General features: G+C 74.0%; 20 protein-coding genes and 1 pseudogene. 9 read left to right on the top strand and 12 right to left on the bottom strand.

Features of this window, described 5'->3' with window-relative positions; translation table 11 throughout:
* Window positions 1-28: 28 nt before the first annotated feature.
* A complete protein-coding gene (locus G5C51_RS18590) occupies window positions 29-2,377 on the top strand; it encodes a hypothetical protein (protein WP_165238762.1) in 2,349 nt (782 codons plus the stop codon).
* Here G5C51_RS18590 and G5C51_RS18585 read toward each other — a convergent pair.
* The 3 genes from G5C51_RS18585 to G5C51_RS18575 form a co-directional block, all read right to left on the bottom strand.
* Entirely contained in the window at window positions 2,353-4,761 is a 2,409-nt protein-coding gene (locus G5C51_RS18585; protein ID WP_165238760.1) for a right-handed parallel beta-helix repeat-containing protein, read from the bottom strand. The two genes, G5C51_RS18590 and G5C51_RS18585, sit on opposite strands and share 25 nt — an antisense overlap.
* A gap of 96 nt (window positions 4,762-4,857) precedes the next feature.
* Window positions 4,858-5,355, bottom strand: a complete 498-nt coding sequence (locus tag G5C51_RS18580) for a DUF6643 family protein (RefSeq protein WP_165238758.1) — start codon at window positions 5,353-5,355, stop codon at window positions 4,858-4,860.
* Window positions 5,356-5,548: 193 nt separating this feature from the next.
* Window positions 5,549-6,700, bottom strand: coding sequence for a glycosyltransferase (locus G5C51_RS18575; protein WP_338118200.1), 1,152 nt, complete (start codon window positions 6,698-6,700; stop codon window positions 5,549-5,551).
* A gap of 58 nt (window positions 6,701-6,758) precedes the next feature.
* On the opposite strand from G5C51_RS18575, the gene G5C51_RS18570 reads away from it, so the two are divergent.
* Window positions 6,759-7,547 (top strand): aspartate/glutamate racemase family protein, encoded by a 789-nt coding sequence (locus tag G5C51_RS18570; protein ID WP_165238754.1) that lies wholly within the window; start codon window positions 6,759-6,761, stop codon window positions 7,545-7,547.
* 47 nt (window positions 7,548-7,594) lie between these two features.
* Window positions 7,595-8,149, top strand: a complete 555-nt coding sequence (locus tag G5C51_RS18565) for a hypothetical protein (protein ID WP_165238752.1) — start codon at window positions 7,595-7,597, stop codon at window positions 8,147-8,149.
* Here G5C51_RS18565 and G5C51_RS18560 read toward each other — a convergent pair.
* Window positions 8,146-8,733 (bottom strand): TetR/AcrR family transcriptional regulator, encoded by a 588-nt coding sequence (locus G5C51_RS18560; protein WP_165238750.1) that lies wholly within the window; start codon window positions 8,731-8,733, stop codon window positions 8,146-8,148. The genes G5C51_RS18565 and G5C51_RS18560 overlap by 4 nt on opposite strands.
* Before the next feature lie 57 nt (window positions 8,734-8,790).
* Here G5C51_RS18560 and G5C51_RS18555 point away from each other — a divergent pair, with 57 nt between their 5' ends.
* From G5C51_RS18555 to G5C51_RS18540, 4 genes are all read left to right on the top strand, one after another.
* The gene (locus G5C51_RS18555; RefSeq protein ID WP_165238748.1) at window positions 8,791-9,252 is read left to right on the top strand and encodes a DUF2867 domain-containing protein; all 462 of its coding nucleotides are present in this window, start codon (window positions 8,791-8,793) and stop codon (window positions 9,250-9,252) included.
* Between the two features lie 10 nt (window positions 9,253-9,262).
* Complete coding sequence (locus G5C51_RS18550) at window positions 9,263-9,754, top strand: NUDIX hydrolase (RefSeq protein ID WP_165238746.1); 492 nt, start codon at window positions 9,263-9,265, stop codon at window positions 9,752-9,754.
* Between the two features lie 89 nt (window positions 9,755-9,843).
* Window positions 9,844-10,635: a 3-hydroxybutyrate dehydrogenase gene (locus G5C51_RS18545; RefSeq protein WP_165238744.1), complete on the top strand. Its 792-nt coding sequence runs from the start codon at window positions 9,844-9,846 to the stop codon at window positions 10,633-10,635.
* A gap of 38 nt (window positions 10,636-10,673) precedes the next feature.
* Window positions 10,674-12,494, top strand: a complete 1,821-nt coding sequence (locus tag G5C51_RS18540) for a helix-turn-helix domain-containing protein (RefSeq protein WP_165238742.1) — start codon at window positions 10,674-10,676, stop codon at window positions 12,492-12,494.
* Here G5C51_RS18540 and G5C51_RS18535 read toward each other — a convergent pair.
* The 6 genes from G5C51_RS18535 to G5C51_RS44055 form a co-directional block, all read right to left on the bottom strand.
* The gene (locus tag G5C51_RS18535) at window positions 12,491-13,129 is read right to left on the bottom strand and encodes a class I SAM-dependent methyltransferase (protein WP_165238741.1); all 639 of its coding nucleotides are present in this window, start codon (window positions 13,127-13,129) and stop codon (window positions 12,491-12,493) included. The genes G5C51_RS18540 and G5C51_RS18535 overlap by 4 nt on opposite strands.
* 105 nt (window positions 13,130-13,234) lie before the next feature.
* The gene (locus G5C51_RS18530; RefSeq protein ID WP_165238740.1) at window positions 13,235-14,611 is read right to left on the bottom strand and encodes an MFS transporter; all 1,377 of its coding nucleotides are present in this window, start codon (window positions 14,609-14,611) and stop codon (window positions 13,235-13,237) included.
* 144 nt (window positions 14,612-14,755) lie between these two features.
* Window positions 14,756-16,351, bottom strand: coding sequence for an AMP-binding protein (locus G5C51_RS18525; RefSeq protein WP_165238739.1), 1,596 nt, complete (start codon window positions 16,349-16,351; stop codon window positions 14,756-14,758).
* Window positions 16,352-16,376: 25 nt separating this feature from the next.
* Complete coding sequence (locus tag G5C51_RS18520; protein ID WP_338118199.1) at window positions 16,377-17,255, bottom strand: alpha/beta hydrolase fold domain-containing protein; 879 nt, start codon at window positions 17,253-17,255, stop codon at window positions 16,377-16,379.
* Window positions 17,252-17,809, bottom strand: coding sequence for a quercetin 2,3-dioxygenase (locus G5C51_RS18515; RefSeq protein ID WP_165238738.1), 558 nt, complete (start codon window positions 17,807-17,809; stop codon window positions 17,252-17,254). The genes G5C51_RS18520 and G5C51_RS18515 overlap by 4 nt, the downstream gene beginning before the upstream one ends.
* A 61-nt stretch (window positions 17,810-17,870) precedes the next feature.
* The gene (locus G5C51_RS44055; protein WP_338118205.1) at window positions 17,871-18,146 is read right to left on the bottom strand and encodes a hypothetical protein; all 276 of its coding nucleotides are present in this window, start codon (window positions 18,144-18,146) and stop codon (window positions 17,871-17,873) included.
* On the opposite strand from G5C51_RS44055, the gene G5C51_RS18510 reads away from it, so the two are divergent.
* Window positions 18,051-18,338, top strand: coding sequence for a MarR family winged helix-turn-helix transcriptional regulator (locus G5C51_RS18510; RefSeq protein ID WP_338118204.1), 288 nt, complete (start codon window positions 18,051-18,053; stop codon window positions 18,336-18,338). The two genes, G5C51_RS44055 and G5C51_RS18510, sit on opposite strands and share 96 nt — an antisense overlap.
* On the opposite strand, the pseudogene G5C51_RS18505 reads toward G5C51_RS18510, so the two are convergent.
* Window positions 18,332-19,102 (bottom strand): annotated as a pseudogene (locus tag G5C51_RS18505) (DUF72 domain-containing protein); the annotation flags it as partial. The gene G5C51_RS18510 and the pseudogene G5C51_RS18505 overlap by 7 nt on opposite strands.
* 125 nt (window positions 19,103-19,227) lie before the next feature.
* Window positions 19,228-20,223 carry a hydroxyacid dehydrogenase gene (locus tag G5C51_RS18500; RefSeq protein WP_338118198.1) on the bottom strand — a complete coding sequence of 332 codons (996 nt, stop codon included), beginning with the start codon at window positions 20,221-20,223 and terminating at the stop codon, window positions 19,228-19,230.
* 102 nt (window positions 20,224-20,325) lie between these two features.
* Here G5C51_RS18500 and G5C51_RS18495 point away from each other — a divergent pair.
* Window positions 20,326-21,003: hypothetical protein (locus tag G5C51_RS18495; protein ID WP_206314022.1), on the top strand; the 678-nt coding region annotated here is incomplete at its 3' end.

Raw genomic sequence — 21,003 nt, 5'->3', positions numbered from 1 at the left:
CGACAGGTGAATACCGGGGGACACAGCCATGGCTCTGGAGACGGGGAAGGCCGCGGGCGACCCCGCGGTGCCGGCACAGCCGGGCGGGGGAGCGCGCTGCTCGCTCGAACTACTGGTGCACGGCGTCGGGGGCACGACGCCCGAGGAGATGCTGGACGATCCGCGGACGGTGCTGATCACCGGCGACCACACCGCGGGTATCTACCGGCGGGCGGTGGACGAGAAGGCCGAGGAGCAGCCGCAGAACGGGCAGCGGCCGGTGCCGGAGGCGTATTGCTGGTCGAATCTGACGTCGGGCAACGGCGCCCGCGCGCTGTGGCTGGTGCTGCTGCCGTTCATGGTCGTCAATCTCGCCCACTGGGTGCGGCCCGCCGCCCCGGCGAAATCGGCGGCGCAGCGCCTCTACGACGTGGCGGTACGGCTCCTCGCGCTGTCGCTGACGGTGCAGTTCGTGGCCGCGGCCGTTGAGGTGACGGTGGATCTGATGGCCTGGCAGTGCGCCGGATCGGCGCACTGCGTGGCCGGCAAGTCCTGGCTCAGCTTCATGTCCGCCGAGAGCGGCGGCTGGTGGGGCGAGCCCGGCCGCCGGCTCGCCGTCGGCGCGCTGATCCCCGCACTGATCGCGGCGCTGCTGTGGTGGCTTTCGCACCGCACCTGGAGCGCCTACGAGTCGGCCTCGCCGCCGCCGCGCACCGGCCCCGCCACACCGGAGAAGGACGGCGACCGGCCCGTCCTGTCGCTGCCGGGCTTCTGGTACGGGCGGCGCCTGGTCGCCCGGCTGCGGGCGGCGCACACCGCGGCCGCACTGCTGATCATCGCCTCGGCGCTGCTGGCGGCCACCGCCGCGGAGGACTCCGGGGTGCTGGCGGCGGTCGGCCGGGTGCTGATCGGCCTGACCGCCGTCGGCTGGGTGGCGGTGCTCGCCGTCGTCTGCCGGCGCGGGCGCAGCGAGGCCGAGATGGAGGAGCTGGACGGCGACCGCTGGGCAGTCCGGATCCTGCCCGGCGGGGCGATCGCGGTGCTGGCCGCCACGCTGGTGCACACCGCCTGGACACGCCCTGGATGGGCCGAGGGCGGGCGGCTGCCGGGCACGTCGTTCTTCGGCGGCGTCGCCGTCGCGCAGGGCGTGCTGATCGCGGCGCTCGCGGTGGCCGCTTTCGTGCTGCAGCGCCAGTCCGAGGGCCGGTCCCCGGTGCTGGGCGGCATGGCCGGCCCGGTGGTCGCGCTGCTGGCCGGGGCGCTGGGCTGGGTGTACTCCGGCGGCCTCGCCCAGCGGATGGGCGACTGGCTGGACCGCGGCGCCACCCCAGGGGACCCGGGTTCCATCCCCGGCCCGCCGGTGGTGCTGTCCTGGCAGGCCACCGTGATACCGCTGATACTGGCCGTCCTGATCCTGCTGGCGGTGGGCGCCGGGATCCGGCTGTGGCGGGTCAAGCGCAAGGTCTTCGGAGAGATCCCTGGCATCTACCCCGACGACGCCGAGCACGACCGCCTGTCCACCCCGCGCAGCCGGTCCATCGCCGGCGCCGTGGCCCGCGCCGACCTCACCGACGCCGCCCCGCGCATGCTCGCGGTCCTCGCGGTCGCCAACCTGGTCCTCTCCGGCGGCGCGGTCGCCGGCGCCTGGATCACGGGCGCCGTCCCCGGCCGGGCCGCCGAGGACGCACCCGGGGTCGTACCGGCCTGCGCCGCCACCGGACAGGCGCTCGGCTCCTGGCTCGTCGGCGCGCTGCTGATCCTGCTGCTGACCACCGGCCGGCGGGCGTACAAGGACGCCTCCGCCCGCCGCACCATCGGCATCCTGTGGGACGTCGGCACCTTCTGGCCGCGCGCCGCCCACACCTTCGCCCCGCCCTGCTACGCCGAGCGCGCCGTACCCGACCTGACCTGGCGGATGTGCACCTGGACCGACCGCCACAAGGGCCGCCTGGTGCTCTCCGGGCACTCCCAGGGCAGCGTCCTGTCCGCGGCCGCCATCTGGCAGCTGGACCCGACGGTCAGGAGCAAGGTCGCGCTCCTGACCTACGGTTCACCGCTCACCCGCCTCTACGGCCGCTGGTTCCCCGCCTACTTCGGCTCGGCCCAGCTGACCGCACTGCACAAGGACCTCGCCACCTGGCGCAACCTCTACCGCCCCACCGACCCCATCGGCGGCCCGATCGACCTCGAGGACGGCGAAGGCACCGACATCGACCGCCCGGCCCTTCGCGACCCGGTCTGCTACGGCCGTACGCCGGAACACCCGCTCCCGGCCCCGATCAACGGCCACTCCGACTACCCCACCGACCCCGCCTTCGCCGAGGAGCGCACCTGGCTGCTGCGCCGCCTCGCGGGCGGCAAGACGGTGCCGGCTCAGCCCGGCAAGTCCTCCGGGTAGAGCAGCGTCAGCTCGTCGTGCGTCGGCTCGGCGAGCTGAGCCACCCGGCCTGCGTGCCGCTCGACCATGGCCTCGAAGGTCTGGCGGGCGGTGCGCCCGTTGCCGAAGCCAGGGCCCTTCGGCAGCGCGTCGAAGTACTTCCGCAGCGCCTCGCCCGAGCCGTCCGCGAGGTGGTACTGGTGCTCCTCGGCCTGCTGCACGACGATCTCCAGCAGCTCGTCCGCCGAGTAGTCGCCGAATCTGATGGTGCGTGAAAAGCGGGACGCCACCCCGGGGTTGGCGGCCAGGAAGCGCTCCATCTCCGCCGTATAACCCGCGACGATCACCACCACCTCGTCGCGGTGGTCCTCCATCAGCTTGACGAGGGTGTCGATGGCCTCCCGGCCGAAGTCCCGTCCGGCGTCCTCGGGGGAGAGCGCGTACGCCTCGTCGATGAACAGCACGCCGCTGCGGGCCCGGTCGAAGGCCTCCTGGGTGCGGATCGCGGTGGAGCCGATGTGCTGGCCCACCAGATCCACCCGGGAGACCTCGACCAAGTGGCCGCGCCCCAGCACGCCGAGCGCGGCGAGGATCTCGCCGTACAGCCGCGCCACGGTCGTCTTGCCGGTGCCGGGGGAGCCGGTGAAGACCAGGTGGCGGCGGACCGAGGCGGCCTTCAGACCGGCCTTCTCGCGCTGCCGGCCGACGCGGATCATGTCGGTGAGCGTGCGGACCTCGCGCTTGACGCTCTCCAGGCCGACGAGCGTGTCGAGTTCACCGAGGACGTCGCCCGCGGGCCGGGACTCCGCGGCCGGGGGAGCGGCGGGCGCCGGGATCGCCGGCTCCGCGGCCTGCACCGCCGGCTGCGCGAGCAGCCCGGTCTCCCTGACCGTACGGGCCGGCGCCGGAGCCGCGGCATCTGCCGCACCGGCCCGCTCGCTGCTCTCGTCGCTCGTGCAGTCCTCGGTGACCGGGCCCTCCAGCGCGAACTCGTAACCGCCGCGGGCGCAGCGCTCCGTACGGCAGCGCGTGAGCACCGTCTTGCAGCCGTCGATGACGTGGAAGCCGTAGCCGCGGCTGCCCGTCACCCGGCAGCCGTGGAACGAGCCGCGCCCCTGCGCCGACACGTACACCCCGGCCTCGCCGGCCGAACTGACCGTGGTCCGCTCCACCGACGGATCCGCGCCCTTGGTGACGATCACGCCCGTGGCCACCGAGTCGATCGTGGAGTCAGCGATCCGCCCGCCGCTGCCGTGGTCCCGGAACCAGGCGCCCGTCGCCGCGTCCCGGATCCGGCAGTCGGTCACCTGCACCGCGGCCCCGTCGCTCACCGACACGGCGGTGGACCGGACTTGGGAGATGTCGCAGCCGCTGAGGTCGGCGCGGGAGCCGCGGTCGAGGGCGAAGACGGCGTCCGGGACATCGTGCAGCCGGCTCATGTCGAGCACCGCGGCCGCCCCGTCGCTGACCCACACCGCGGGATAGTCGCCGGTGCTGTCGTGGATCTCGCACTCCTCGGCCGCCACCCGGGTGCCCGGGTCCCAGACCGACAGGCCGTTGCGGCCGAAGCGGCGGACGGTGGTGCGGGTGAGGTTCAACTGCGAGCGGGAGCGCATGTCGACGGCGTTCTCGGGGATGTCGTGCAATTCGCAGCCGTCGAGGGTGAGCACCGCGTCGGTGTCGAGGGTGACGCCGTCGGTGGCGGTGCGGTGGACGGTGCAGCCGGTGAGGTGGGCGGTGGCGCGGGCGGAGACCTGCACGCCGGTGCCGCCGGTCTCGTACACCTCGCAGCCCTCGGCCTCGGCCGTCGAGCCCTCGCCGACGACGGCGATGCCGGCACCGGCGGTGTGGTGCACCCGGCAGCGCTCCAGACGGGGGCGCGCCCCGCCGCGCACCGTCACGCCGTCCTGTCCCGCGGCCAACACCTCGCAGTCCGCGGCCAGTCCACCGGCCGCGCCGGTGAAGGAGATGCCCGTACCGCCAGGGTTGTCGACCGTGCAGTGGCGTACGACGGGCCGGGCGCCGCCGCGCACCTCGATGCCGGCGGCGGAGCGGGAGACCACCCGGAGGCCGGCCAGTTCGGGGGTGCCGTCCTCGACGAGGACGGCCGGCGCCGAGGAGTCCTGGCCCTCGATGTGCAGGCCTTCGACGACCGCGGCGGCGCGGACGGTGAGCGGCACACCGTCGGCCGGGGCGATGCGGACCGAGCCGGTGGCGGCGTCAGGGCCGCGCAGCGTGACGGCGTGCACCACCACGACGTTCTCGCGATACGTGCCCGGGGCGATGGACAGCACGTCCCCGTCGCCCGCCGCCTCGAGGGCCGCGGTCAGCGAGCCGTACTCCCCGGTGCGGCGACGCCACCGCGAGGTCGAGGTGTGCGTCACCTGGACGGAGCCCTGTGCCATGGTCTCGCTTAGCCCTCACTGCGTTCGCGCCGGTACGACTTGCGTGCTCTTGCCTGCTACACCGTAGCGCGCGAGGCCGGGGCGAACCGGCGGTGCTCAGTACCCGCGACGCGGGTCGTAGCTCTGCTGGGGCTGTGCGTACGGGTCCGGGTACTGCGGCTGCGCCGGGCGGGCCTGGGCGGGGCGCGGGGCCACCGGACGCATCGCCTCGAAGCCGGAGTTGTGCTGCGCCGCGGGGCGCTGCTGCTGCGGCTGCTGCGGGGCCTGGTAGCGGGGCTGGGAGGCCTGCTGCGGGATGTACGACAGCGGGTTGGCCGGCTGCGGCGCCGCGGCCTGGTAGCCCTGCGGCGGCGTGTGCTGCTGCTGATGGGGCTGCTGCTGGTACGGCTGCTGGTGCTGATACGAGGGTGCGGCGGGCAGCGCGGGGCGGGCCGGCGGCAGCGCCGGCAGGTGGCTGCCGGTGTCGTACGAGGAGGGGACCCGGATCGGCGCGATCTGCGGGGTGCCGCGCTCGGCCACGAGGCTGTCGTAGATCGGGGTGTCCGGGATTGCGTGCGGGTAGTAGCCGCCGCCATATGTGCGGGGGGTGGTCATGGCCATAAGTTAAGCCCACGATGTGCCCGTTGGGGAGACCGATAAGAGGGTTGTTTTCCGCGCTCGAAGTGACTGGGTGTCACTAATACGAGCGAACCAGGGAGAAACGGACCAACTCCGGTGTACAGATCGTGTAAAGGCGTCGCGTCCTCCAAGTAACGGATCGGCGACGTCACCGCCGGTCAGGGCGCGCTCACGCGTATGTGCGCCCCTTCCAGGCGGCCCCGCGCCCGCGGTAGTGCTGCACCGCCGAGTCGACCGTCATGCACAGATAGAGCACGGCCGTGAACGGAAGCAGCAAAGTGAGCCACCGCCGTTGTCCGTAATAGGCCAGCATCGGAAGGTAGGTTCCGGCCATGATCAGCCACGCGGCGCCGCCCGCGACGGCGGCGGCCGGACTCCCCTTCGCGAGGCCCGCGATGAGCGCGGCGGGCGGCGCCGCATAGACGACGATCAGCCCGACGACGGTCGCGGCAAGCAGCAGCGGGTTGTGCAGCAGCTGGGCGTACGCGCTGCGCGACACCATCCGCCAGAGCTCCGCGAGCCGCGGATACGGCCGCACGCTGTCCACGCGCTCCGCGAGCCCCAGCCAGATCCGGCCACCGGAGCGCTTCACGGCGCGGGCCAGGGAGACGTCGTCGATGACCGCGTGCCTGATCGACTCCGGGATCGCGGCCCGCTCCGCCGCCTCCGTGCGCAGCAGCACGCAGCCGCCGGCCGCGGCGGCCGTACGCCCTTTCGCCCGGTTCACCCAGCGGAACGGATAGAGCTGCGCGAAGAAGTAGACGAAGGCGGGGACAATCAGCCGCTCCCAGCCCGTCGCCACCCGCAGCCGCGCCATCTGCGACACCAGATCGAGGTCCGCGGAGCGGGCGGCGCCGACCAATTCGCGCAGGCTGTCCGGCCGGTGCGCGATGTCCGCGTCGGTGAGGAGCAGATATTCGGCGCCGGTACGGGTCCGGGCGAGCGCGATGCCGTGCCGTACCGCCCACAGCTTCCCGGTCCAGCCCGCCTCGGGGTCGCCGGGGTCGGTGACGGTGAGCGGCAGCCCGTGGTGCTCGGCGGCGAGCCTCTTCGCGACCTCGCCGGTGCCGTCGGTGGAGCCGTCGTCGACGAGGAAGACCTCGGCCGGGCCCGGGTAGTCCTGCGCCAGCAGCGAGGGGAGGCTGTCCGGGAGTACGTCCGCCTCGTCGCGGGCCGGGACCACGATCGCGACGGACGGCCAGGCGGCGGGCTCGGTGCGCTCCGGGAGGCGGACGTCCGTACGCCAGAAGAAGCCCTGGCAGAGCAGCAGCCACACCCAGGCGGCCAACGACAGTGCGGCGGTCCACGCGATCACGGTCACGGCCGCAGTCTGCCGCACCCTCCCCGGCAGCAGGCGGCAGGTCGATTAAAGTGACGGGGTGAAGATCGCGCTCATCGACTCGGGAACCGGGCTGCTGGCGGCCGCCGCGGCGGTGCGACGGCTGCGTCCTGACGCCGACCTCATCCTCTCCAGCGCCCCCGACAGCATGCCCTGGGGACCGCGCACCGCGGCCGAGATCAGCGAGCTCGCCCTGGGCTGCGCGCGGGCCGCGGCCGAGCACGGGCCCGACGCGCTGATCGTCGCCTGCAACACCGCCTCCGTGCATGCCCTGCCCGCGCTGCGCGCCGAGCTGGAGCCGGACGTGCCGGTGATCGGCACCGTCCCCGCGGTCAAGCCGGCGGCGGCCGGCGGCGGCCCGGTGGCCGTGTGGGCGACGCCCGCCACCACCGGCAGCCCGTATCAGCGCGATCTCATCGCGCAGTTCGCGAACGGCGCCGACATCACCGAGGTGGCCTGCCCCGGGCTCGCGGACGCCGTCGAGCGCGCCGACGAGGCCGCCATCGACGCCGCGATCGCCGACGCCGCCGGCCGTACCCCCGCGGAGCTGCGCGCCGTCGTCCTCGGCTGCACCCACTACGAGCTCGTCGCCGAGCGCATCCGCACCGCGGTGCAGCCCGCCGGCGCCCCGCCGGTCGCGCTGCACGGCTCGGCGGGGGCGGTCGCCGCGCAGGCGCTGCGGCGCATCGGCGCCGAGCCGGATCTGGAGGCGGCGGCCGCCGGCTCCGTGCTCGTTCTTCTCAACGGCCGTGCCGCGGCGCTGCCTGTCGCCGCCGAGACCTACGCCGAGGGCCGGCTGCTGCGCGCCGGGGCGCCTGCACACGGATAGGTGACGGAGGCCTGCCCGGGCGCCCCGATGCGCGTAGGCTGCCTCATATGAAGGACCACTCCCCGGCGGGCAATGCCGAGGACGCTCCGGAGATCTGGACCGGACGGGCGACGAACCGCGTGCAATGGCTGCTCGCAGCCGTGGGTGCGGCCTGCATGGCGCTCGGAATCGAGCTGGCCGTCGAGGCCCCCTGGACGTCGGGTCCCGCCCCGCTGATCATGTCCATCGTCGGCTGCATCGCGGCCGGCGTGCTGGTGCTGTTCGGCACGCTCGCGTTCGTGCACGTCGCGGTCAAGGTCGACGAGGACTCGCTCGAGGTGCGCTGCGGCCACCTCGGGGTGCCGCGGCGCCGCATTCTGCTGAGCGACATCGTGGGAGCCGAGTTCCTCCCCACCATCACGCCGCGGCACTGGGGCGGCTGGGGCTATCGCTGGCGGCCGGAGAAGGGCACCTGCGTGGTGGTACGGCGCGGCGAGGGCCTGAAGGTCAAGCTGGCCGACGACCACTCCTTCACGGTGACGGTCGACGACGCGGAGGACGCGGTCCGCGCGATCCGCGACCGCCTGCGGGTCCTGCCGAACGGCGGCGCGGCCGAGGCCTAGGCCGGAGGCAGCAGCGCCTCGGCGCAGTCGGCTGCCATGTCGACTGCCGTGGCGGGTACGGGCGTTCCCTCGCGCAGATGGCGCTGGACCAGGCCGTAGGGGACCTCGATGAGGGCCGCCGTCACCCGTTCCCGCGCGGTGTCGTCGGTCGCGCCGAGCCGGGTCGCCAGGCTCGCCACGGCCGACATCACCTGGGCGTTGGCGGATTCCAGCCGCTCCAGGGCCGGCGCGGGCCAGCTCTCCTTGCCGAAGTCGGCCGCGCCGTAGCGGAGGATGCGGGCCGCCTGCGGATGCTCGCGGCTCCACTCCACCACATGGCGGGCCGCCGCGAGCGCGAGTGGTCGCGGCTCACCGGGGCCGGCGAGGACGTCGGTGTACGACACGTGGAATCGCCCCAGGGTGCGCAGCCACATCTCGGCGAGCAGCGCTGGGCGCCCGGGAAAGCGGTGGTAGAGCGAACCGCTGGGAACGCCCGCGGATTTGGCGACGGCCGTCATCGTCACGGCGGCCGGACCGCCGGTGCCGGCGAGTGCCGCCGCGGCGTCCAGAAGCTGATCGGTGGAGTAGCGAGGTGGCCGGGCCATGTTCTGGAGAGTACTCTCTATTTGTATTGGAGACTGCTCTCTAATAATGGAGGAACGATGTCGCTGCCGTACGTGGACGAGCACGCCGCCGTCATCGAGGCCGGGGCCGAGGACGTCTGGCGCGAGCTGGGAGTGGTGGTGGAGCGGTCCTTCTCGGGGAGGGCCGGAGGGCGCTTCGCGGGGCTGATCGGCGCCGAGGACCGCGCGCCGGCCGGGCCGCGGCCGCTCGCCGCGGGGTCGGCGGTCGTCGGCTTCCGGGTGGCCGCGGCCGAGCCCGGGCGGGAGCTGGTGCTGCGGGGGCGGCACCGGTTCTCGGCGTACGCGCTGACCTTCCGTCTCGACCGCCTCGGTCCTGACCGCACCCGGCTGCGGGCCGAGACCCGGGCCGCGTTCCCGGGCGTGGGCGGCCGGATCTACGGGGCGCTCGTCGTCGGCACACGCGGCCACCTCGTGGTCGTCCGGCGCCTGCTGGGGTCGGTGCGCCGCCGGGCCGAGCGCGGCGGCGCCGTGATCTCGTAGCCTGGGCGGCATGTCTACGCCTGACTTCATCCGAGAACTGCGCGCCAGCGCGGGCCAGCAGCTGCTCTTCCTGCCCGGCGTGAGCGTCGTATGTCTCGACGACGCCGACCGGGTGCTGCTCGGCAGACGGGCGGACACCGGCCGCTGGGCGATCATCGGCGGCATCCCGGAGCCGGGCGAGCAGCCCGCCGAGACGGCCGTGCGCGAGGTCCACGAGGAGACCGGTGTGCACTGCGAGCCGGAGCGGGTCATCCTCGTGCAGGGGCTGGAGCCGATGGCGTATCCGAACGGCGATCAGTGCCAGTTCATGGACATCTCCATGAAGTGCCGCGCCATCGGCGGCGAGGCGCGGGTGAACGACGACGAGTCGCTCGACGTCGGCTGGTTCGCGCTGGACGCGCTGCCGGCGGAGCTGGGGGAGTTCGATCTGACCCGGATCAAGATGGCGCTCTCGGACGCGCCGACGTGGTTCGCGCCGGTGGACACGCCGACCGTCTCCTGAACCGCATGGGGCGCCACGCCATCGCACCCCCGGGGAATGTGGCGCGGGGCCACATCGGTGCCGCGCGCGCCGCTGCCTAGCCTGCGGCCATGAGCCTCGCACCCGCAGCCGTTCCCGTCCCCTCCGTCTGCGACCTCTCCGGCCGCACCGCCCTCGTCACCGGCGCCGCGGGCGGCATCGGCCGCGCCTGCGCGCTGCGGCTCGCGGCGGCGGGCGCGAAGGTGCGTGCCGTGGATCTCGACGCCGCCGGGCTCCGCGAGCTGGTGGCGGCGGCCGCGCCCGGCACCGTCGAGGCGCTGCCGCTCGACCTCACCGACCTCGACGCCGCCGAGCAGGCCGCGGCCGGCACCGACGTGCTGGTGAACAACGCCGGGCTGCAGCTGGTCAAGCCGATCGAGGAGTTCCCGCCCGAGATCTTCGCCAAGGTGCTGACGGTGATGCTCGAGGCGCCCTTCCGGCTCATCCGCGGCGCGCTGCCGCACATGTACGGCCAGGGCTGGGGCCGTATCGTCAACGTCTCCTCCGTGCACGGCCTGCGCGCCTCGCCGTACAAGGCCGCCTACGTCGCCGCCAAGCACGGCCTCGAAGGCCTGTCGAAGACCGCCGCGCTGGAGGGCGCCGAGCACGGCGTCACCTCCAACTGCGTCTGCCCGGGCTACGTACGCACCCCCCTGGTCGAACGGCAGATCGCGGGCCAGGCGGCCGCGCACGGCATCCCCGAGGACCGGGTGCTGCGCGAGGTGCTGCTCGCCGACCAGGCGATGAAGCGGCTGCTGGAGCCGGACGAGGTGGCCGAGGCGGTGGCGTACCTGTGCGGCCCGCAGGCCGCCTTCGTCACCGGCACCTCGCTCGTCCTCGACGGCGGCTGGACCGCCCACTGACTGGCGCTTCCCACGTTCCGCAAGGTAGGTCTGTGCACATGTCCCCCACTCAGCCCGAGCTGCCCTACCTGGAGCTCCTCGCCCGCGGCGCGGCCGCGGGCGAGTACGAGCAGCCGGTGCTGCGCGCCCGCGCCGACGGGGCATCGGATACGGAGGTTGCCGCCCTCGCCCGCGCCCGCGACCTGGCGCTGACCGTACGGGCCGAGCACGAGGGCCTGCGCCGCCGCGAGACCGAGCTGTCCGCACTCTTCGAGACCGCCCACGACCTGGCGGGACTGCGCGACCTGGACGCGGTGCTGCACGCGATCGTGCACCGGGCCCGCTCGCTGCTCGGCACGGACGTCGCGTATCTGAGCATGAACAACCCGGCCAGCGGCCAGACCTACATGCGCGTCACCGAGGGCTCGGTCGCCGCCCGCTTCCAGCAGCTGCGGCTCGGCATGGGCGAGGGCCTGGGCGGCCTGGTGGCGCAGACGGCGCGCCCGTACGCCACCGACTCCTACTTCGACGATCCGCGCTTCCGGCACATGGAGCACATCGACACGGCGGTCGGCGACGAGGGTCTGGTCGCCATCCTCGGCGTGCCGCTCACCCTCGGCAGCGAGGTCATCGGCGTGCTCTACGCCGCGGACCGGCGGCCCCGGGTCTTCGAACGCGAGGAGATCGCGCTGCTCGGCTCCTTCGCCGCGCACGCCGCGGTCGCCATCGAATCCGCGGACCTGCTCGCCAGGACCCGCGCCGCGGTGGCAGGCCTGGAGGCGGCCAAGGAGACCATGGAGCGCGCCTCCGACGTGCACGACCGGCTCACCGAGCTGGTGCTGCGCGGCGGCGGGGTGGAGGACGTGGCGGACGCGCTCGCCGAAGTGCTCGACGGGAAGGTCGAGTTCACGGCGGCGGAGTCCGTGCCGGTACGGGCCGAGGGTCATGCCGTGCGGCACGGCGATGCCTGGGTGGCGCCGGTCGCTGCGGGCGGTGAGTGCCTCGGTGCGCTGATGCTGCACGGGCATCCCGATCTCGACCCGCTCGACCAGCGCACCCTGGAGCGGGCCGCGATGGTCACCTCGCTGCTGCTGCTGGCCCGCCGCTCGGCCGGCGAGGCGGAGCAGCGGGTGCGCGGCGAGCTCCTCGACGACCTGCTGGACGCGCCGGGCCGCGAGCCGCGGCTGCTGCGCGAGCGCGCCGCGCGGCTCGGCGCGGAGCTGGACACCGCGCATGTGGTGCTGGCGGCGCGCGCCGACCTCACCGATCCCGCGGGGCGGCAGCGGCTCGTCGACGCGGCCGGGCATCTGGCGTCCGTACGGCACGGGCTCGCCGCGGCGCGGGACGGGGGCGTGGTGCTGCTCGTGCCCGCGGGCGGTTCGGCCTCGAACGCGGCGGCGCAGGCCGCCCGGCACCTCGGCGCCGCCGTGCACGCCCCGGTGACGGTCGGCGCCTCGGCGCCGGTGCCCGCGCCCGCGGGCGAGCCCGCGGCGGTCGCGGTGGCGTACGCGGAAGCGGTGCGGTGCCTCGACGCGATGCTGGCGCTGGGGCGCGAGGGGGAGGGCGCGGCGGCGGAGGACTTCGGCTTCCTCGGGCTGCTGCTGGGTGAGACCCGGGATGTGGAGGGTTTCGTACGCCGCACCATCGGCGCGGTCGCGGACTACGACACGCGGCGGGGCACGGAGCTGGTGCACACGCTGGAGGCGTACTTCGCGGCGGGGATGAGTCCGGTGCGGACGAAGGACGTGCTGCACGTCCATGTGAACACGGTGGCGCAGCGGTTGGAGCGGGTCGCGGCGCTGCTCGGGCCGGACTGGCAGAGTCCGGCCCGAGTGCTGGAGATCCAGCTGGCGTTGCGGCTGCTGCGGCTGGCGGGCTAGCGACGGGTCAGGCGCCACACGTTGTCGGTGCGGGTGCCGGGCCTGCCGTCGGGGGCGTTCGAGACCCGCGTCACGGCGTCCTGGGTTTCCAGGTGCCAGCCGGGCGGCAGGGCGAGATCGTCGAGGAAGCCCTGGAGGGTGGGGAACACGACGTCGGCGACCGGCCGTTCCTCGGGTGTCTGCCAGGTGGCCCAGCCGGCGTGCATGACGATCAGCAGGGTGCCGCCGGGGGCGACCGCGGCGGCGGCGCGCTTGAGTACGCCGTGTTGGTCCAGGGCCACCGGTGACTGCAGGAAGTGTGCGCTGACCAGGTCGTAGCTGCCCTCCGGGAAGGTGACGCCGAGCTCGTGGCGCTCGAACGCGACCTGCTCGGTGAGGCCGGCCTCGGCCGCGTGCGCCGCCGCCCGCTCGATCGCGGTGGCGGAGATGTCCACGCCGGTCACCTGCCAGCCGCGGGCGGCGAGCCACAGGACGTCGGCGCCCTCGCCGCAGCCCAGGTCGAGCGCGGTGCCCGGCTTCAGATCGGTGGCTTCCCTGACGAGCAGCGGGTTGGGTTCGCCGCTCCAGACGCGGTCGGTGGCGCGGTAGCGGTCCTCCCAGAACTCCGTCGGGTCGGTGGGCTGCGCTGTCGACATGGGCATTCCTCCGTTGCGCCGGATGTCCTGGGCGGTGACGTGTCCAGGGTCATCCGGCGGCACGGAGGAGGCAAATGCCGTTGCCGTTCCGGCAAACCGGCAGCGCTACGGCAGGCTTCGGGTGGCGGACGCCTCCGCCGCCACCCGGTCGGCGGGCGGGCCGCCCGCATCCTGGCCGGACAGGTCGCGCGCCCGGGTCTCCTTCGCCACCCACACGGCGATCAGCGTCAGCGCCACAGCCGCCAGCAGATACAGCGAGATCGGGGTAGAGCTGTCGAAGTCCGCGAGCAGCGCCGTCGCGATCAGCGGGGCCGGGGCGCCGGCCGCAACGGACGCGAACTGGGCGCCGATCGAGGCGCCCGAGTAGCGCATCCTGGTCGCGAACATCTCCGAGAAGAACGCCGCCTGCGGCGCGTACATCGCCCCGTGCAGGACCAGGCCGACGGTGACGGCGAGGAGCAGGGCGCCGAAGCTGCTGGTGTCGATCAGCATGAAGAACGGGAACGCCCACGCGCCGATACCGGCCGCGCCCAGCAGATAGACCGGCCGCCGGCCGAACCGGTCGGAGGCCGCGCCCCACAGCGGGATCACCGCGAAGTGCACGGCCGAGGCGATCAGCACCGCGTTGAGGGCCGTCTGCTTGCTCATGTCGGCCTGCTCGACCGCGTAGACGAGGATGAAGGCCGTGATCACGTAGTAGCTGATGTTCTCGGCCATCCGCGCGCCCATCGCCACCAGGACGTCGCGCCAGTGGTGGCGCAGCACGCCGATCAGCGGCGGCTCGTCGTCGGACGGGGTCTTCTCGGCCTGCTCCCGTGCGGCCTTGAAGACCGGCGACTCCTCCACCGACAGCCGGATCCACAGGCCGACCACGACGAGGACACCGGACAGCAGGAACGGGATCCGCCAGCCCCACGAGTTGAAGGCGCTCTCCGACAGCAGCGCGGTCAGCGCCGCCAGCACGCCGGTGGCGAGCAACTGTCCGGCGGGGGCGCCGGTTTGCGGCCAGGAGGCCCAGTAGCCGCGGCGCTTCGGGTCACCGTGCTCCGATACGAGCAGCACCGCGCCGCCCCACTCGCCGCCGAGGGCGAAGCCCTGCACCAGGCGCAGCAGCGTGAGCAGCACCGGTGCCAGGGAGCCGATCGTGGCGTGGGTCGGCAGCAGGCCGATGGCGCAGGTCGCGCCGCCCATCAGCAGCAGGCTGAGGACCAGCAGCTTCTTGCGGCCGAGGCGGTCCCCGTAGTGTCCGAAGACCAGCGCCCCGAGCGGGCGGGCGGCGAAGCCGACGGCGTACGTCACGAAGCTCAGCAGGGTGCCGGTGAGCGGGTCGGAGTCCGGGAAGAACAGCTCGTTGAAGACGAGCGCGGCGGCGGCGCCGTAGAGGAAGAAGTCGTACCACTCGATGGTGGTGCCGATCAGGCTCGCGGCGACGATGCGGCGCAGTGAGTGGGACTGCGGTGGTGCGGGTGCCGAGGAGGGCATGGTGACCACTTCCGGTAGCGGGTTCGGGGACGACTCGATGTCGCCACACCGTAGAAATCCGCAGGTCACCGGCACATGTGGTGGGACACCACTGTTTGGGCGCGGGAGGTGCGTCACGACGCCATGCGGGGCGTCGGCGGCGGGTCAGCCGAGCAGCGCCGCGCGGCCGTGCTCCTCGTAGCGGCGCAGCAGTTTGTCCAGGTCCGCCCCGGTCAGCCGCCGGTACGGGCCGCCCTCCGGCGCCCACCACACCTCGTCGGTGCAGCGGAAGGCCTCGGCGCGCAGTTCGCTGCGGCGGACCTTGCTGGTGGCGGTCACGGGGAGGTGGTCCATGATCCGTACGAACCGTGGGGCCGCCTTGGTGCCGAGGTCGTCCTGGGCGTCGAGGAAGGCGCGGAAGTCCTCCGGGTCGAAGGCCTCGCGCAGCGCCAGCGCCGCCATCACCTGGTCGCCGGTGACGGGGTCGGGGACAGCGTAGACGCAGGCGGCGGCCGCGGGGGCGTAGCGGGCGAGGATGCCCTCGATGACGGCGGCCGCCAGGTTCTCGCCGTCCACGCGGAGGCGGTCGTCGGCGCGCCCGGCGAAGTAGAGCCAGCCGTCCTCGTCGCGGAAGAACAGGTCTCCCGACCAGTACCAGCCGCCGCGGCGGCGTTCGGCCGCCGCCGTCTCATTGCGCCAGTAGCCCTCGAAGCGGCGGGCCGAGGCGCTCCGGTTGACCAGCTCGCCGATGACGCCTGGCGGGCACTCCGCGCCCGTCCGCGGATCGACGACCGCGAGATCGTCTCCTGGCGAGGCCCGGCCCACCGCTCCCGCCGGGGTGTCCGGCGTCCGCTGGATCGCGGCGCCGCCCTCCGACGAACCGTAGCCCTCGATGAGCGGCACCCCGAAGCGCTCCTCGAAGCGCGCGGCGTCCACCGCCCCGGCCTCGGTGCCGAAGCCCATCCGCAGCCGGTGGTCGCGGTCGTCGTCGTTCGGGGGCGTGGCCAGGATGTACTGGACGGCCCGTCCCACGTACGTGAAGTAGGTGGCCCCGTAGCGGCGCACGTCCGGGACAAACCCGGACGCGGAGAAGGTACGGCGCAGCGCTACTGCCCCGCCGCCCGCCAGTGCGGGCGCCCAGCCGGCTATCACCGCGTTGCCGTGGAAGAGGGGCATGCAGACGTAGTGCACATCCTCGGGGCCCAGCCGGAACTGCCGCGCGAGCGCCTGCCCGGCCCGCGCCAGCCGCCCCTGCGTGACGATCACCGCCTTCGGCGCGCCGGTCGAGCCGGAGGTGAAGGTGAGCAGCATCCGGTCGCCGGGGGCGCGCTCCGGGAAGTCCACGGGACTCGCCGTGCGGTGCGGGGCGAGCCGTTCCCCGTACGCGTCGGAGTCCGTGACCAGCAGCGGGATCCCGAGGCCCTCGACCAGCGGCAGCAGCTCCCGTTCGGTGACGATCACCGCGCACTCGGTGTGCCGGATGTCCCGGGCCAGCTCCTCGCCCCGCCGCGTCGGGTTGATCCCGACCACCGCGGCCCCGGCGAGCGCGGCGGCGCTCAGCCACAGCGGATACTCCGGCACATTGCCCAGCAGCACCCCGACATGCGGCTCGGCTCCCGGCGGCAGCAGCTCCGCCAGCAGCGCGGCCCGCGCGGCGGCGGCCGCGGCCACATCGTGCCGGCTGAGCTCCAGGTCGTCGTGGCGGAGGCCGGGCCGGTGGTCGTTCCACTGGGCCCGGAGCAGCTGATCCACGGTGTCCATGCGGCCGACGGTATCTGACGGGCCATCAGATTCGAAGGGTGGTGGCGGCGAACTCCAGTGAGGCGGCGAAGATTTCCGCCACGCCGGCGTCGCCCAGGCCGTGCCAGCCGTGATCGGCGCCCGGCACCGTACGGAGCTCGGCCGGGGCGCCCGCTTTCCGCAGCGCGGCCGCCAGGTCGCGGCTGTGCGATACGGACACCAGGCGGTCCTGCTCGCCGTGCACGAGCAAGAAGGGCGGTGCGTCGGCGTGGACCTGATGCAGCGGACTGGCCGCGCGGGCGCGTGCGGGGGAGGTGGCGGGTGCTGCGCTGAGCAGCAGCCCCTCCGGCGTCGCCGGCTCCGCGGGATCGAAGGGCGGCCGGGCGGTCGTCAGATCCGCGGGTGCGTACCAGACGACGGCGCCCGCCAGCGGCGGGTCGCGGTGGGTAAGCGCCAGCAGCGCGGCCAGGTGGCCGCCCGCGGACTCGCCCCAGGCCAGCGTGCGTTCGGCGGCGATGCCGAGCTGGGCCGCGCGGACGCCGAGCCAGTGCAGCGCCGTCCGCAGGTCGTCCAGCTGGGCGGGGAAGGCCGCCTCGCCGCTGAGCCGGTAGTCCGCGGCGGCGACCGCGAAGCCGGCCGCCGCGATGCGCTCGAAGGGAGTCGGCGTCCAGCGGCGGGTGTGCACGCCCATGTCGTCGCGGCGGCCGCGCCGCCAGCCGCCGCCGTGCGCGAACAGCACGACGGGGGCGGGCCGGGCCGCCGACGCCGGCAGCCAGAGGTCCAGTTCCAGCGGCCGGCCGCCCTCGACGGTGCCGTACGGGACGCCGCGCAGCACCCGGATCCCGCCCGCGCGCTCGGCGGCCGGCGGCAGCGGGGCGTGCTCGGGGTGCGGCGCGGCGATCAGCTTCCGCAGCTCGTCGGTCACGCCGTACGCCACCGCAGGCCGGGCAGGAAGCGGACGTCGTAGGCGGCGGCCGCGTCGGCGAACTCGTGCGGCTCGGGGACGCACGGACGCTGCGGCAGGCCCAGTTGCTCCGTCGGCGTGCCCAGGGTCTCGAAGAACCGCTCGAAGGTGCCGCCGGGTCCGGCGGCGACGCCGACGATCCGGGTGTGATGGCGCTCCATCCGGTAGGCGTGCGGGCAGTTCTTCGGAACGAAGCCGAAGTCGCCCGGGGTGAGGGTGCGTTCGAGCTGCTTGCCGTCGGGGCCCTCGGCGAAGAGGCGGACGGCGCCCTGGGTCACGTAGAAGACCTCGTGGGTGTCCGTGTGCAGGTGGGCCGGGATGATGTCGCCCTTGGGGCCTTCGACGGTGAAGAAGTTGAAGGTGTTCTCGGTCTGCTCGCCGCCCGCGTAGACGGTGATCAGGTCGCCGAACAGGTGGGCGCGGTCGCCTTCGCCCTGCTCGATGACGTAGGGCCGGCCCGGATCCGCCGGTATCCGGGAGGCGTTGCGGTAGCGCGTCGCGTATTCCATGGTCATGAACGGTCACCTCGCGTGTGTCAGGCTGCCTGACGATGTATGTCAGGTACTCTGACATTCCTCACCGACGCCGGGCAAGGATGCGATGACCGAATCCCAACGCGACCTGCTGCAACTGCTGGGTGCGGCCCGGCGATGGTTCGAGGACGGGCTGCTCGCCGCCCTGGCGGACGAGGGGTTGCCTACAGTGACGCCGCCGCAGGTGCAGCTGTTCGCCGCGCTCGACGAGGACGGCACGACCATCTCCACGCTGGCCCGGCGCACCGGCGTCACCCGGCAGACCGTCCACCAGGCCGTCCACGCGCTGGTCGCCGCCGGCCTCCTTCAGCAGGTGCACGACCCGTCGTCGGCGCGGCAGCGGCTGATCCGCCGTACCGAAACCGGGCAGCGCGCCCACGCGCAGGCCCGCCGGGCGCTCGAGCAGCTGGAGGCGCGGCTGGCGGACCGTATCGGCAAAGAGGCGGTCGCGGCGCTGCGGTCGGCGCTGGAGGCGCCGTGGGGCGATCCGGTCCCGCCTCGCTCCCGCTGAGGGGGCAGCCTGGGTACGCGGTCCACCTTCATGCCCGCCGCGACGGCGTCGCCCGCGAACGCCACGGCGTCGCGGACCGCGGCGCCGTCGGGTTCGCTGTTGTTGAAGTAGACGTACAGGTCGCTGCCGTCCGGCCGGCCGGCGGCGAGCCGCCGCACCCAGGTGTGCAGTTCGTCCGGTGCGTACCGGGGCCAGGGCAGCCCGGTGCCGAGGTGCAGCCGCAGATAGCCCCAGTCGGCGGTCCGCCACAGTGGGGTCACCGGCCGGGCCTCGACATCCGCCCAGCACAGCGCGGCATTGCGCCGTTCCAGTACCGCGCGTACCGCCGGCGTCCACCAGGAGTCGTGCCGCGGCTCCACCGCGACCCGGACGGCCGCGGGGAAGCAGCTGAGGCAGTCGTCCAGCAGCGCCGGATCGGCGCGCAGTGAGGGCGGGAGCTGCAGCAGGACGGGCCCGAGCCGGCCGCCGAGGCCTTCGGCATGGCCGAGCAGTTGCCGCACCTGCTCGGCCGGCTCCCGCAGCCTCCTGACGTGCGTCAGCTCGCGGTTGGCCTTCACGGCGAAGACGAAGTCCTCCGGGGTGCGTTCGCGCCACGCCGCGAACAGCTCGCGCGCGGGAAGCCGGTAGAAGGAGTTGTTGAGCTCGACGGTGCCGAAGCCTTCGGCGTATGCCTCCAGCCAGCGCCGCTGCGGCACTCCCGGCGGATACAGCACCCCGCGCCAGTCCCGGTACTGCCAGCCGGAGGTGCCGATGTGAACGGTCACGCCCGCGCCTCCTTCGGGGTCGCGACGTCATCGCCCTGGGGGTCGCGGCCGGCGCCCTGAGTACCCCTCGCCTCCCTCGGAGAAACGGTCCTGGTCCGTGAGGCCGGCTCGCCGAGCGGCTCGGCTCAGGCGCTGATCGCCATGATATCCGGGGTGACCTCGTGCTGGAGCTTCTCGCCGGTCAGGTGGCGGGTGATCTCGTCCACGACGATCTGGCCTTGGCGCCGGCGGGCTTCCGTCGTGCCCGCCGCTTCGTGCGGGGAGAGCAGCACGTTGGGGAGGGTGCGCAGGGGGCTGGTGGTGGGGAGCGGTTCCTCGTCGAAGACGTCGAGGGCGGCGTCGATGCGGCCGGTGCGGAGTTCGGCGAGGAGTGCCGCGGAGTCCACGAGCGCGGAGCGGGCGGTGTTCACCAGGCCGGCGCCGTCCGGGAGCAGGGCCAGTTCGCGGCGGCCGAGCAGGTGCCGGGTCTCGGGGATCGCGGGGGCGTGCAGCGCCACGATGCGGGAGCGGCGCAGCAGGTCGTCGAGCGGTACGAGCTCGGCGCCGAGGCGCTCGGCGGCCGCTTCGTCGCAGGTGGGGTCGTGCAGGAGCGGGACGGCGCCCAGGGCGCTGAGCATGTGCAGGTACGCGCGGCCGGTGCGGGAGGCGCCGACAACGCCGATGACGGAGCCCCGCAACTCGTGGGCCGGTGCTTTGTGTTGCTTGGCCTCGTCCCAGTTCCCGCCGCCGCGCAGCGCGTGGTCGTGGCGGTGCAGGCCGTGCAGCAGCGCGAGGGTGAAGGTGAGCGACACCTCGGCTACGGGCGGCGCCATGGCCGCGCCGGTCTGGGTCACGCGGATGCCCCGGCCGAAGACCTCGTCGCCGACCAGGAAGCGGACCGCGGCTCCCGTGTGCGCCACGAGGGCGAGGCGGGGCGCGGCGGCGAGCAGGCCGCCGTGGAGGCGCGGCGTGCGCCACCCGGTGATCACGACCTCGGCGTCCGCGAGGGCACGCGCCATCGCGTCCGGGGCGATGCCGCAGACGCGCAGTTCGGCCGCGGCCTCCAGGGCGGACCACTGCTGCGGCGTGAAGAACAGCTCGCGCAGTCCTTCGTCCAGGGCTACGGCGATGACGGGACGCACGCGGTCTCCTGCCTGACGACTCTGGCGGCAATTACGGTCCGGACCGTAACATCGGAGCGAGGCGCGCACAATCCGCGGCGCCATCCTGGAGAGGAAGTCACCGTGCCGGTCCAACCCACCCCGGAGCAGCCGCAGTCGACCCCCGCAGCCGGACTCGTGCTACGGGCCGCGACCGCCGACATCACGCCGGAGCCGGGCCGCCCGTTCGGCGGCTACGCGGCGCGCGGTGACCGCGGGGCGGTGGGCACCCATGATCCGCTGCTGGCGACGCTCATCTGTCTGGGTTCCGGTGCCGACGGAGTGGCGTGGCTGACGTTGGACGCCGTCGCGGTCGGTGGACCGCTGGCGGGGGAGTTGCGGAGTGCTGTCGGGCGGGGGCTTGCTATCCCCGCGGAGCGGGTGGTCGTGTGCGCCTCGCATACCCACTCGGGGCCGTCGGGCTGGACGGGGGCGCTGCATCCCGCGGATGCGGAGGAGTACGAGGAGGATCTGGCGGCCCGGTTGGTGGTGGCGGTGGCGGGGCTCGCCGCGGAGGCCGCTGGGACGGAGGAGACGGTCGAGGCGCACTGGTGCCTGGCGGCGACGCCGGGGGTGGCCGCCAATCGGCAGGGTCCGGAGGGCCCGCACGATGAGCGGACCGGCGTGCTCACGCTGCGGGCTCCGGGGGGCGGGGCGGTGCGGGCGCTGCTGTACGACCATGCGGGGCATCCGACGGTGCTGGGGCCGGAGAACCTGCTGTGGTCGGCGGACTGGCCGGGGGCGGTGCGGGCTGTGCTCGGT

The organism is Streptomyces coryli (assembly GCF_011044975.1).
GTDB lineage: Bacteria > Actinomycetota > Actinomycetes > Streptomycetales > Streptomycetaceae > Streptomyces > Streptomyces coryli.
The sequence above is the reverse complement of the archived record's forward strand: the minus strand, read 5'-3'. Positions and strand labels throughout refer to the sequence as shown.